Origin of the sequence: Nakamurella alba (assembly GCF_009707545.1) — a bacterium.
Lineage (GTDB): Bacteria > Actinomycetota > Actinomycetes > Mycobacteriales > Nakamurellaceae > Nakamurella > Nakamurella alba.
On record NZ_WLYK01000001.1, the window covers coordinates 1,265,531 to 1,277,510 of the forward strand.

12 protein-coding genes are annotated in these 11,980 nt (G+C 71.5%); 5 read left to right on the plus strand and 7 right to left on the minus strand.

The annotated features are described in order from the left end of the window. Window positions 1-8 precede the first annotated feature (8 nt). Window positions 9-824: an enoyl-CoA hydratase/isomerase family protein gene (locus tag GIS00_RS05660; protein ID WP_196073132.1), complete on the plus strand. Its 816-nt coding sequence runs from the start codon at window positions 9-11 to the stop codon at window positions 822-824. A 14-nt stretch (window positions 825-838) separates the two neighbouring features. Here GIS00_RS05660 and GIS00_RS05665 read toward each other — a convergent pair whose 3' ends face one another. Then, entirely contained in the window at window positions 839-1,543 is a 705-nt protein-coding gene (locus GIS00_RS05665) for a TetR/AcrR family transcriptional regulator (protein ID WP_196073133.1), read from the minus strand. 199 nt (window positions 1,544-1,742) lie between these two features. Between GIS00_RS05665 and GIS00_RS05670 the strand changes: the two genes are divergently transcribed. After that, on the plus strand, window positions 1,743-2,810 hold the full coding sequence (locus GIS00_RS05670; protein WP_196073134.1) for a CaiB/BaiF CoA transferase family protein: 1,068 nt from the start codon (window positions 1,743-1,745) through the stop codon (window positions 2,808-2,810). Beyond that, window positions 2,807-3,172 (plus strand): DUF4286 family protein, encoded by a 366-nt coding sequence (locus tag GIS00_RS05675; RefSeq protein WP_154767294.1) that lies wholly within the window; start codon window positions 2,807-2,809, stop codon window positions 3,170-3,172. Before GIS00_RS05670 ends, GIS00_RS05675 begins: the two co-directional genes overlap by 4 nt. Here the strand turns inward: GIS00_RS05675 and GIS00_RS05680 are convergent. Both GIS00_RS05680 and GIS00_RS05685 read right to left on the minus strand, forming a co-directional pair. Then, the gene (locus GIS00_RS05680; protein WP_154767295.1) at window positions 3,147-3,911 is read right to left on the minus strand and encodes an enoyl-CoA hydratase/isomerase family protein; all 765 of its coding nucleotides are present in this window, start codon (window positions 3,909-3,911) and stop codon (window positions 3,147-3,149) included. The two genes, GIS00_RS05675 and GIS00_RS05680, sit on opposite strands and share 26 nt — an antisense overlap. After that, the gene (locus tag GIS00_RS05685; protein WP_196073135.1) at window positions 3,904-5,493 is read right to left on the minus strand and encodes an AMP-binding protein; all 1,590 of its coding nucleotides are present in this window, start codon (window positions 5,491-5,493) and stop codon (window positions 3,904-3,906) included. Before GIS00_RS05685 ends, GIS00_RS05680 begins: the two co-directional genes overlap by 8 nt. A gap of 67 nt (window positions 5,494-5,560) precedes the next feature. On the opposite strand from GIS00_RS05685, the gene GIS00_RS05690 reads away from it, so the two are divergent. Both GIS00_RS05690 and GIS00_RS05695 read left to right on the plus strand, forming a co-directional pair. Continuing rightward, a complete protein-coding gene (locus tag GIS00_RS05690; RefSeq protein WP_154767297.1) occupies window positions 5,561-6,364 on the plus strand; it encodes a sugar phosphate isomerase/epimerase family protein in 804 nt (267 codons plus the stop codon). Next, window positions 6,361-7,377 carry an MBL fold metallo-hydrolase gene (locus GIS00_RS05695; protein ID WP_154767298.1) on the plus strand — a complete coding sequence of 339 codons (1,017 nt, stop codon included), beginning with the start codon at window positions 6,361-6,363 and terminating at the stop codon, window positions 7,375-7,377. The genes GIS00_RS05690 and GIS00_RS05695 overlap by 4 nt, the downstream gene beginning before the upstream one ends. Here GIS00_RS05695 and GIS00_RS05700 read toward each other — a convergent pair. The 4 genes from GIS00_RS05700 to GIS00_RS05715 all read right to left on the minus strand — a co-directional run bounded on the left by GIS00_RS05700 (window position 7,374) and on the right by GIS00_RS05715 (window position 11,972). Beyond that, window positions 7,374-7,985 (minus strand): TetR/AcrR family transcriptional regulator, encoded by a 612-nt coding sequence (locus GIS00_RS05700; protein ID WP_154767299.1) that lies wholly within the window; start codon window positions 7,983-7,985, stop codon window positions 7,374-7,376. The genes GIS00_RS05695 and GIS00_RS05700 overlap by 4 nt on opposite strands. Window positions 7,986-8,013: 28 nt before the next feature. Then, window positions 8,014-9,657 carry a class I adenylate-forming enzyme family protein gene (locus GIS00_RS05705; protein WP_154767300.1) on the minus strand — a complete coding sequence of 548 codons (1,644 nt, stop codon included), beginning with the start codon at window positions 9,655-9,657 and terminating at the stop codon, window positions 8,014-8,016. 72 nt (window positions 9,658-9,729) lie between these two features. Then, window positions 9,730-10,917 carry an acyl-CoA dehydrogenase family protein gene (locus tag GIS00_RS05710; protein ID WP_230312794.1) on the minus strand — a complete coding sequence of 396 codons (1,188 nt, stop codon included), beginning with the start codon at window positions 10,915-10,917 and terminating at the stop codon, window positions 9,730-9,732. After that, window positions 10,914-11,972, minus strand: a complete 1,059-nt coding sequence (locus tag GIS00_RS05715) for an LLM class flavin-dependent oxidoreductase (protein ID WP_154767301.1) — start codon at window positions 11,970-11,972, stop codon at window positions 10,914-10,916. The genes GIS00_RS05710 and GIS00_RS05715 overlap by 4 nt, the downstream gene beginning before the upstream one ends. Window positions 11,973-11,980: the final 8 nt, after the last annotated feature.

An 11,980-nucleotide genomic window follows, 5' to 3' on the forward strand; every position in this document is an offset into this window, starting at 1 on the left:
CGGGCACTGTGAACGTTGCTGCCGACCGTGCCGACCGTTCCGTCGACTCGCCGGTGTCCGAGGACCTGCTGCTGCGGGTGCAGGACCGGGTCGCGGTGCTGACCATCGACCGGGAGAAGAAGCACAACGCGCTGACCCCGGGCATCTGGGCCGACCTGCGGGACACCCTCGCGGAGCTGGAGCAGGACCCCGAGGTGCGGGCGGTGGTGCTGACCGGGGCGGGGGACCGGTCGTTCTCGGCCGGCGGTGACATCGAGTCCTTCGCCGCGGTGCACACCCTGTCCGACCAGCAGGCCTTCATCCGCTCCTGCATGCTGACCTTCGGGGCGATCGAGGACAGCACGCTGCCGGTGATCGCGGCGGTCAACGGCTGGGCCCTCGGCGGAGGCATGGAGCTGGCCCTGGCCTGCGACATCGTGGTCGCTGCGGAGAACGCGCTGTTCGGCATCCCGGAGGCGGCGATCGGCCTGGTGCCCGGGTTCGGCATGGTGCGCGGGCCGCAGGTGCTCGGGCGGCACTGGACGAAATACCTGACGCTGACCGGGTTCCGGATCGACGCGGCGAAGGCGGAGAAGCTGGGACTGGTGCAGGAGGTGGCCCCGGTCGGCGGGGTCGTCGGCCGGGCGGTGGAGATCGGTCGCGCCATCGCGGCGAACGCCCCGCTGGCGGTGTCGGTCGGCAAGTCCTACGTCAACCGCGGCCGGGACCAGGGCGACTTCGCCACCACCAACCAGGCGGTGTCCATGCTGCACGCGACCCAGGACGCGAAGGAGGGCTTCGCGGCCTTCCTGGAGAAGCGCCCGCCGGAGTTCCACGGTCGCTGAACGGGAAGCTGCGCTCAGGCCTTGGCGGCCGCGGGGGTGCGGCGGCGCCGGGCCGGCTTGGGGGCCGGGTCCGGCGGCTCCAGCTCGGCCAGGCCCTTCGCGGTGGCCAGCGAGTGCACGTGCAGATCGGCGAACTGCAGACCGATGGTGCGGGCCGGGAACTCGCCGCCGTCGCGGTACCAGCGGTAGATCCAGTTGAGCGAGCCCAGGATGGACAGGGCGCCGATCTTGGCGTCGATCTCCTCGCGGACCACGCCCTCCCGCTTGCCCTCGACGATGAGGTTGCGGAACACCTGCTGGTAGGAGTGTGCGTCGCCGAGGATCCGGGCGCGGTTCTCGTCGGACAGCGAGTTCAGCTCGTGCAGGAACACGGTGGTGGAGATCAGGTTCCGGGCGACGTGCTCGATGTGACCGATCACCACCCGCTGCAGCCGGGTCAGCGCGTTGCCCTCCGTGGCGGCCAGCTTCTCGATGTTCTCGATGCCGGCCCGGTGCACCTCCTCGATGACCGCCACCAGCAGGTCCTGCTTGGACGCGATGTAGTAGTACACGCTGCCCTTGAGGATGCCGACCCGGTCGGCGAGATCCTGCAGAGAGGCGCCCTGGTAGCCCTTCTCGTAGAAGATCTGGGTCGCCACGGCGACGATCTCCTGCCAGCGGTCCTCGCGGGGCTTGCGCTCCACGGGTTTCGCCGCCCCGGCTCGTCCGGACTGGGCCATGCCAACCCCCTGGGTCGCGATGGACGAACGCCCTGGTGGTGCTCGTTTGCCTGCGGAGACTATACCGATTGGTTGGTGGATCCCGCGGAAGCGCCGTGACGGCGGCCGCACGGCTGGCGTCCGCACCGTCTGGCATCTACCATACAGTCGGTAGGTAACCCGGGACGGAAAGGGAGTGGGCCGGTTGACCTGGAAACCGTTGCGCGGCATCAGAATCGTCGACCTGACGCGGATGCTGCCCGGTGGCACGGCCACGCTGCTGCTCGCCGATCTCGGTGCCGACGTGGTGAAGGTCGAGCACCCCACCGGGGACGACACCCGATACCTGCACCCGCGGGTCGGCGCGGACTCGTCCGTCCAGCACCAGTACCTGGACCGTGGGAAGGCCTCGGTACGGGTCGATCTCAAGACCGCACACGGCCGGCAGCAGGTGCTGGACCTGTGCCGGGACGCCGACGCCGTGATCGAGAGCTTCCGGCCGGGCGTGGCGGACCGGCTCGGCATCGGGCACGCCGACATCCGGGCGGTGCGCCCGCAGATCGTCTTCCTCTCGCTCACCGGGTACGGGCAGGAGGGGCCGCGGTCGCGGTTCGCCGGGCACGACCTCAACTTCATGTCGGTGGCCGGGATCACCGAGGGCATCACCCCGACCATGCCGGCCGACGTGGCCGGCGGGATGATCGCCGCGCTGGGCATCGTGTCCGGCGTGATGGCCTCGCGGCACTCGGGAACCGGTGTGCACATCGATCTCTCGCTCACCGACGCGGCCCTGGTGCTGGCCGGGCAGCAGGTCGCGGAACGGTTGGGCGAGCTGGCCACCGGGGAGGAGATCCGCACGCCGCTGTACGGCACGCACCCGTGTTACCAGGTGTACCGCTGCCAGGACGGCCGGCTGCTCAGCCTCGGAGCGATCGAGCCGAAGTTCTGGGTGCGGATCACCGAGCTGCTGGGCCGCCCGGACTGGGTGGACCGACAGGACGACGGTGGCCTGATCACCGAGCTCACGGTGCTGTTCGCCACCCGGCCACTGGATCACTGGGTGGAGTTGCTGGACGGGCCGGACACCTGCGTGACCGGGGTGGCCACCGCGGCCGACCTGCTGGCCGACCCGCACCTGTCGGCGCGCCGGTCGCTGGTGCAGCACGACACCCCCGCGGGCCCGGTCTGGCAGCCGGCCCCGCCGCTGCGGCTGGTCGCGCCGGCGCCGGTCACCGAAATGTCCACGCAGAGTGATTCAACGCAGAGAGAGGCGGTCCCGTCACCGTGACACCCGAACACCCGCACCTGATGGTGGTCCTCGCCAACGCGACCTCGCCGGAGGTCGCCGAGGACTTCAGCCGCTGGTACAGCGAGACGCACGTGCCGGAGGTGCTGGCCAACTTGGACGCACTGGCCTGTGCCCGCCGGTACCAGCTGTCCGCGGAGCAGATGCCCGGCGCCGCACCGGGTTTCCGGTTCCTCGCGCTCTACGGCATCGAGGCCGGCCGGGTGGCGGAGGCGCGGGACGCGATCATCGGCCAACGGGAGGAACGGGCGGAGGCGCTGGCCGCCGGCCGGAAGCCGAAGGTGTCGATCGTGCCCGAGCTGGCGCCCGATATCACCGTCACGTTCTACGACGCCGTGACCTGAAGCCGTCCACCGCGGCCCGGTGCTCGGCGGTGCCCCAGAGCAGGGTGACCGCCTCGACCGACTCGGCGAAACCGTCGTGGGTGTCGCGGTGCAGGAAGGCCTTGCCGACCTGCACCGCCACCGACGGGTGCTGCGCGATCTCGGCGGCGATGTCCAGGGCCGCGTCGACCAGGTCGGCGTCGGGCACGACGTCGACGACAAATCCGGCGGTCCGCGCGGTGTCCGCATCGATGATGCGGCCGGTGCTCACCAGCAGGTTGGTCCACTGCCGGCCGAGCACCTGCGGGCCGCGGACGATGCCCCATCCCGGGGTGAGGCCGATGGACACCTCGCGGAAGGCGAACCGGGCGGATGTCCCGGCCACGGCGATGTCGCAGGCCAGGGTGAGTTCGGCGCCACCGCCGTAGGCGATGCCGTTGACCGCGCCGATCACCGGTTTCGTGCAGCGCTCCAGGGCGCAGAAGGCGTCGTAGACGGACCGGTTGTGCCGCCGGACGTCATCGGTGTCCCCGCCGGCGGCGATCCGGTGGAAGCTGTCGATGTCGCCCCCGGCCGAGAACGCCCGCCCCGCACCGGTGATCACCGCGGCCCTGACCTCCTTGTCGGCGGACAGGTCCGCCATGACGGCGACCAGCTCGGCGAAGAACTGCGGGTCCATGGCGTTCAGCTTCTCCGGCCGGTCCATGGTCAGCAGGGCGACACCCGGGCGCGGCATGGTGCGGACGATGCGGTCAGACACCGGTGGCCTCCCGGTCCCAGGTGTCGGCGGTGACGCCGGTGGCCCGCAGCCGGAACTTCTCGGTCCGCTGGCTGGGGGTGAGCGGCAACTCGCCGACCAGTCGGACGTACCGGGGCAAGGCCTGGGCGGTGAGCCGGCCGGTGCAGTACTCCAGCACGTCGGCCGGTGTCAGCGGGACGTCCGGCACCGGTACCACCGAGATCATCACCTCGCTCTCGGAGAGCTCGGAGGGCACCGCGTAGGCGGCCACCCGCTCCACCGCCGGATGCCCCTGCACCACCCGCTCGATCTCCCAGGTGGAGATGTTCTCGCCGCGCCGCCGGATGGTGTCCGACATGCGATCCAGGAAGTGCACGAAGCCGTCCGCGTCCATCCGGCCGCGGTCCCCGGTGTGGAACCACAGGTTCCGCCAGGCCGCCACGGTGGCCTCCGGCTTGCCCAGGTAACCGCGGAAGATCCAGCCGGCGGCGTTGGGGCGCACCACGATCTCGCCGTCGGCGCCGACCGGCACCGGATCGTCGTGCTCGTCGACGATCTGCACCGAGTACTGCGGCGACGGCCGGCCGCCGGCGCCGATCCGGCGGGCGTGCGGCGGGTTGTTGCAGACGTTGGACACCTCGGTGCTGCCGTACACCTCGGTGAGGGTGACGCCGAACCGTTCCTCGAAGGGGGCGAAGATCTCGGCCGGGCAGGGGGCGCCGAAGGCCACCCGCACGGCGTGGTCCCGGTCGTCCGCGCGGGCCGGCAGCTGGAACAGGATCGCCATCATCGCGCCCTGGTAGTTGAAGGCGGTGATCGCCTCGTCCCGGCAGATGTCCCAGAACCGGCTCGCCGAGAAGCGCCGGTGCATCACGAGTCCCGCCCCGGTCTCGATCGCGGCGCCGACGCTGGTGTAGCGGGCGTTGCTGTGGAAGAGCGGGAAGACGGAGTAGAGCCGGTCGGCCGGGGTGTAGCCCATCAGGCCGGAGGTGTGCCGGATCAGGTGCAGGTTGAACCGGTGCGTGAGCAGCACGCCCTTCGGCGGCCCGGTGGTCCCCGAGGTGTACAGCACCGTGCTGATGTCGTCCGGCGCGACCTCCGGTAGCGGCGCCGTCGGCCCGTCGGCCAGGCCGGCGAGATCCCGGACGGTGACCCGGCCATCGGCGACCGTGGTGGTGGGGACCGCCCGCTCCGGGTCGTGCACCAGCACCGTGGTGAGCAGCGGCAGTTCCGGCGCCTCGGCCAGCACCTGGTCGAGGAACTCCACGTCGCAGACCACCACGCGCGCACCGGCGTCGGCGATCAGGTAGCGCAGCACCACTGCCCCGCTCGCAACGTTCAGCGGAACGTCCACGATGCCCGCCCGGGCCAGCGCGAACCACAGCCGCAGCATGGTGGTGCTGGTGCGCATCAGCAGGCAGACCGGGGCACCGCGCTCGGGTTCCAGTGCGGCGACGGCGGGGGCCAGGGTCGCCGACTCCGCCGCCAGTCGTCGGGCGCTCGTCGCCACACCGTCGATCCGCCAGGCACTGTCGGGCAGGTCGCGGGCGGCCGCCTCGTCCAACCAGGTCCCGATCGTGGTCGCGGTCGTCGACTCGGTCACCGCTGTCTCACCTGCACCTTTCACGACATCGTTGCCGGACCCGGTGTTTCTACCATACAGTCGTTTGGTGAACTGGTCCGAACGCATCGTGGTGAACGCGATCTCGCTGTCCGTCGACGGCTCGCTGGAGTCCGAGCTGGCGACCTTCGCCGATCTCGGCGTGCGGCGGATCGGGCTGTCCCGCGGCAAGATCCACCGGGCCGGCGGCGAGTCCGCGGTGACGATGATCGAGCGGTCCGGGCTGATGGTCGACTACCTGCTGCACCGCAGCCTGTTCGACCTGCGGGACCCCGCCCGCTGGCCGGACCAGGTCCGGATGGCCTGCCACACCGTCGATCTGGCGGTGGCCATGGGTGTGCCGCAGATCTACCTGACCACCGGGACGGCCGGTGACCTGGACCCGGACGAGGCGGTGGACCGGCTGGTGGGTGAGATCCCGCCGGTGGTCGAGCACGCCCGGGCGGCCGGGGTGCAGCTGCTCTTCGAGACCACCAACGACCACTTCGGCGACATCGACATCCTGCACACGCTGCGCGACACCCTGGCCGTCGCCCGGCGCTGCGGCATCGGGGTGTGTGTCGACCTGTACGGCTGCTGGGCCGAGCACGGGGTGCGCGCCACCCTCTCCGAGGCCGCACCGCTGATCGGGCTGGTGCAGGTCAGCGACTACGTCTCGGGGTGTCGCACGATGGACCGGGCGGTGCCGGGCGACGGGGTCATCCCCATCGAGAGACTGTTGCGGCAGGTCCTGGCCGAGGGCTACGCCGGGCAGTTCGACCTCGAGCTCTACGGTGACCAGGGGATGCCGGACACCGAGGCGATCAGGCTGTCCATGGACCGGCTGACGGAGATGCTGGAGCGGATCGGATGACAGTGACGACGGACTGGCGGACGCCGGGGACCTTCGAGGTGGCGACCGGGGTGCACCGCATCCCGATGCCGATGTCGGACGGCGGGCTGGACACGGTGAACGTGTACGCGCTGATCGCCCCGGACGGCATCACCCTGATCGACGGCGGCGAGCACGTGCCGGGTGCGCTGGACCGGTTGGCCGCCGGCCTGGCGCCGCTCGGTGCCGGGATCGCCGACGTGCGCCGGGTTCTCGTCACCCACGTGCACGTCGACCACTACTCGCTGGCCCCGTCGATCCGGCGGATCAGCGGCGCGGAGGTGGCGATGGGTGCGGGGGAACAGCCGACCATCCAGCGGGTCGGTGACCCGGACTTCCCGCAGTGGTCCGAGCAGCACCGGCAGCTGCGCCGCGGCGGCGCCGGCGACGTGCTGGAGGGGATCCTCGCCGGCTTCCCCGGCATGGAGAGCGACCCGGCCGACTACCTGCCGCCGGACACCTGGTGGACCGGGCCGACCGACATTCCGCTCGGAGATGCGGTGCTGCAGGTGATCCCGACGCCGGGCCACACCGCCGGGCACAGCGTGTTCGCGTTGCCGGGGCAGGGACTGATGTTCACCGGCGACCACGTGCTGCCGCGGATCACCCCGTCGATCGGATTCGACGCCGCACCCGCGGTGCTGCCGCTGCGCAGCTTCCTGGCCTCGCTGGCCCTGGTGCGGTCCGGTGCCGACCACCGGATGCTGCCGGCGCACGGACCGGTGACCGACAGCGTGCACCACCGGATCGACGAGCTGGTCGCGCACCACGACGTGCGGCTGGCCGAGACCGCGGCGGCGGTGCGCGGCGGGGCCTCGTCGGCACGGGAGGTGGCGGCGCAGCTGGGCTGGACCCGGCACCTCCGGCGGTTCGACGAGCTGACCGTCTTCAACCGGATGCTCGCGGTCTGCGAGACACTGGCCCACCTCGACCTTCTCGTCGACCGCGGCGAGCTGACGGTCACCGAGGACGAAGGGATCTCCCGGTACGCCTAGGCGCGTTGCGGCGGCAACCGGAGGCCGTGCAGGGTCAGGTCGGCGATGGTGGCGGCGATGGCGGCGGGCTTCGACTCGCCGTTCGGGGTGAACCAGCGGTAGGACCAGTTCAGGGCGCCGAGCAGGGTCAGCGCGGCCAGCGGCGGGTGCACGTCGGGCCGGGCCAGCCCGGTGCGCTGCGCCTCGAGGATCAGTGTGCGGAGCAGGGTCTGGTACGGGTGCCGGCTGGCCAGCACCTCCTGCCGGCGCGGGACCGGCAGCGACCGCAGCTCGTGCAGGAACACCCGGGTCCACCGCAGGTGCGCGCAGATCCAGCCGACATGCCCGTGGATGACCCGCTCCAACCGCTCGAAGGCATCGCCCGGACCGGCGGCGAGACCGGCGACCTCGTCGAAGAGTTCGTCGTGCGCCGTCCGGATGACGTCGAAGAGCAGGTCCTCCTTGGAGTCGATGTAGTAGTAGAGGCTCCCCTTGAGCAGACCCATCCGGGTGGCGATCTCCTGCAGCGACGCCTGGTCGTAGCCGCGCTCGTAGAACACGTCGGTGGCGACCTCGAGCATCTGGCTCCGGCGTTCCTCCCGGGTCAACCGCAGCCGCGGGCCGGTCACAGCCGGTCCTGTCGGCGTCGCCACCGGCTCAGACCGAGGTCCGGCGCCGCAGCCGCGGTGCCTCGGTGATGGAGGCCGCGGCCAGTTCGGCGGCGATCCGCTCGCGCAGCTTCGCCTTCTGGATCTTGGTGCCGGACATCGGCCAGTCGTCGACGAACCGCACGTAGCGCGGCACCTTGAAGGTGGCCATCCGGTCCAGGCAGTAGGCGATCACGGCGGCCTCCTCCAGCACGCCGCCGGGGGAGAGTTGGACGAAAGCCGCTGCCACCTCGCCGTAGTGGGCGTCGGGCGCGGCCACCACCTGCACCAGTGCGGCCTCCGGCAGGGCCGCGACGGTGTCCTCGATCTCGGCCGCAGCGACGTTCTCGCCGCCGATCTTGAGCATGTCGCCGAGCCGGCTGTGGAAGCGGAACCGGCCGTCCGGGTCGCGCTCCAGCAGGTCGCCGGAGCGGTACCAGCCGTCGGCGTCGATCCGGTCCGCGGTGGTCCTCGGGTCGCGGTAGTACCGCAGGAACCGGGACACCCCGCGGAACACGAACTCTCCCGGGGTGAGATCCGGTAGGTCGACGCCGGTCTCGGGATCGATGATCTTCGCCTCCATGCCGTCGACCGGTCGGCCGGCCCAGATCGCCCGCACCTCCGCCGGGTCCTCGGCGTGGCCGACGCAGATGAAGCCGGCACCCTCGGTGCTGCCGGTGCAGGAGATCTGGGTCGCGCCCGGCAACCGGTCCTGCATCGCCCGCATCCGCTCCGGGGTGCCGACGTTGATCACGGTGCGCAGCCGGGACAGGTCGGTGCCGGCGAAGTCGGGGTGGTTGAGCACCGGCATCCAGATGGTCTCGAAGGCCGGGAAGGCCACCGTGACCCGCTCCGACTCCAGTTGCGCCAGCGCGGATCCGGCCTCGAAGCGACCGCAGTGCACCATGGTGCCGCCGGCGGCGAGCGAGGCAAAGAGCACGTCGAAGCCGCCGACGTGGAAGAAGGTGAGCGGGGTCCAGAACCGGTCGCCGGGGACGAGTCCGACCCGGGTGGCGAGCGAGGCGCCTTGCCGGACGATCGAGGTGTGGGTGTGCACGCAGCCGCGCGGATTCGAGGTGGTGCCCGAGGTGTACAGGATGATGAACTCGTCCTCCGGGCCGACCTGCGCGGTCAGCGCGGCGACGCTTGCGTCCAGCTCGGAGGTGTCGGCCGCGGCGACCACCGTCTCCCAGTCGGTGAGGCCGGACTCCGAACCGCCGACCGCGACCACCCGGCGCAGCGATGCGGCGGCCGGTACCCGCACCCGGCTGCCGTCGGTGCCGGCCAGCCCGGGGAACGCCTCGACCAGCTGCTCGACGTGATCGGCACCGGCCAGCAGCAGCCGCATGTCGGAGTGGTCGACGATGTAGGCGATCTCGCGGGCCCGCAGTCGGTTGTTGATCGGCACCGCGACGGCGCCGATGGACGCGGCACCGAGGATCATTGCCACGACCGGGATGTCGTTCGGCAGTATGGCGCCGACGTGGTCGCCCGGGCCGATCCCGCAGGCCACGAAGGCGCGGGCGTAGGAGCGGCTGAGGTCGATGAGTCCGGTGACGGTCCAGCGGCCGGTGGGGAAGGCGAGTGCCTCGTGGTCGTCGGCGGCGGCGAGGTCGAGCAGGGCGGGGACGGACAGACCTTCGGGTGCGATCATCGGCAACTTCCTGACACGTCGTCGTGGTGGCTGGTGCTGGTGTTCGTGCGGGGTGTTCGCGGGTGCTGCCCGTCAGAACGAACGGGGGAGGCCGAGATTCTCCCCGATGTAGTTGCGGGCCATCTCGTTGGTGATGGGCCCGATGCGGTACAGCCGGGCGTCCCGCCAGTAGCGCTGCATGTTGTACTCCTGCGCGTAGCCGTAGCCGCCGAGGATCTGGATCCCCTGGTCGGCGGCCTCGACCGCGTATTCCGAGGCCAGGCACTTGGCCATGGTCGCCTCCACCCCGCACGGCCGGCCCTGCTGCTCCAGCCAGGCGGCGCGGTGGGTGTGCAGGGTCGCGGTGTCCAGCTTCATCGCCATGTCTGCGATCGAGTGCTGGATGCTCTGCATCTGGCCGATCGGCCGGCCGAAGGCGTGGCGCTGGCCGGCGTACTCCAGGGCGTCCTCCAGCACCGCGCGCAGGATGCCGGTGCACATGGCGGCGACCATGATGCGTTCGCTGTTGAGCGATCCGGTGATCTGCCGCCAGCCCTGGTCGACCTCGCCGAGCAGGTCCTCGGCCGGCACGAAGACGTCGTCGAAGGACACCTCGCAGGAGCCGAGCGAGCGCATGCCGATCTTCGGGATCGGGGTGGCGGTGAGGCCGGAGGAGTCGCGCCGGACCAGGAAGACCGACAGGCCGCGGGAGGGCTTGTCGGACGGGCTGGTCCGGACGGTGACCATGATCCGGTCCGCGACGTGCGCGGTGGTGGACCAGATCTTGTTGCCGCGCAACAGGTACCCGCCCTCGACCGGGGTGGCGGTGGAGCGCATGGCCCGCAGCACGTCGGTGCCGCCGCCGGGCTCGGTGAGGGCGAAGGCGAACCGCATGGTGCCGTCGGCGATCCTCGGCAGGTATTCGGCGCGCTGCTCCGGGGTGCCGTGGGCGAGCACGGCGTGCGCGGCGGACCAGACGTTGATCCCCCACAGCCAGGCCAGACCGGCCAGCGAGCGGGACAGCTCCTCGCAGACGATGACCTGGTCGATGATGTCGCCGCCCTGGCCGCCGTACTCCTCGGGGATGCCGATGCCGTTGAGCCCGGCGGCGGCGATGGCGGCGGCCAGATCGGCCGGGAACTCCTCGCTCGCCTCAAGGTCTCGCGCCTTGAGCTTCGGGCACTCCCGGTCGACGAAGTCGCGGACCATCTGCCGCAGCATCTGCTGCTCGGGGGTCGGGTCGAACCACATGCCGGTGGTGGGTGCTGCGGTGACGGTCATCGAGTGGCTCCTGCGTGGGTGACGGGCGCCGGGGCGCCCAGGTCGGCGAGCGGCCCGATGACCTGCTCGCCCATCATCGCGATGGCGTCGAGGGTCTCGGCGTGGCCGGGGCCGCCGGGCTGGCGCATCCGGATGGCCACGTAGTCCAGTCCGGCCCGTTCGTGCCAGTCGGTGAGCTCGGCGCGTAGGTCCTCGCCGGTGCCGAAGAGGAAACGCCCGGGAGCGAGCACGTCGGGGGTGAAGTTGGCCCGGTCGGCGACGTCGTCCACCCACGGCTCGAACTCGCGGTGGTAGACGCCGACGTTGTAGTAGAGCCGGTGCACCGCCATCGCGCCGGGCAGCCAGTGCTGCTCGCACTCGGCCCGGCTGTTCGCGATCCAGCCGTCCCGGAACGCCGCGACCCGCGGGGTGCGGCCGAGGGTGGCGGCCTGCTCACGGAACCGGGCAGCGAGCCGGGCCACCACGTCGATGTGCCGCTGCGGGTCGGCCACCCAGACGTCGGCCTGTTCGGCGGCCAGCCGCATGCCCTTCTCGCCGTGCGCGCCCATCCACAGCTCGGGCGGGATCCCGTCGTAGGGCAGCGGTGTCACCTGGCCGGCCCAGTGGCCGAACTCGCCGTCGATGTCGAACGGCTCGCCCGACCAGCAGGCCCGGATCACCTCGAGGTACTCCCGGGTCATCCGGAAGCGCGCGGGCCGGTCGACGCCGTAGAGCCGGAAGTCGGCGGGCACGTGTGCACTGCCGATGCCGAGCAGGGCGCGGCCGCGGGTGAGGTGGCCGAGCATCAGCGCGTCCTCGGCGAGCCGCACCGGGTGGTGCAGCGGGCCGGCGACGACGGCCTGGCCCACCCGGATCCGCCGGGTGCCGGCCACCAGGTTGGCGCCGACCAGCAGCGGGGACACCACGCCGCCGGCCCGGGTGGAGTGGAACTCCGGCAGGAAGAACGCGTCGAAGCCGGCCGCGTCGGCGGCCCTGACCTCGGCCCGCAGCTGCTCCAGGTGTTCGTCCAGCGGGGTGCCCGCGGACTGTATCGGCAGGACGATGCCGAAACGCATGGCTCTCC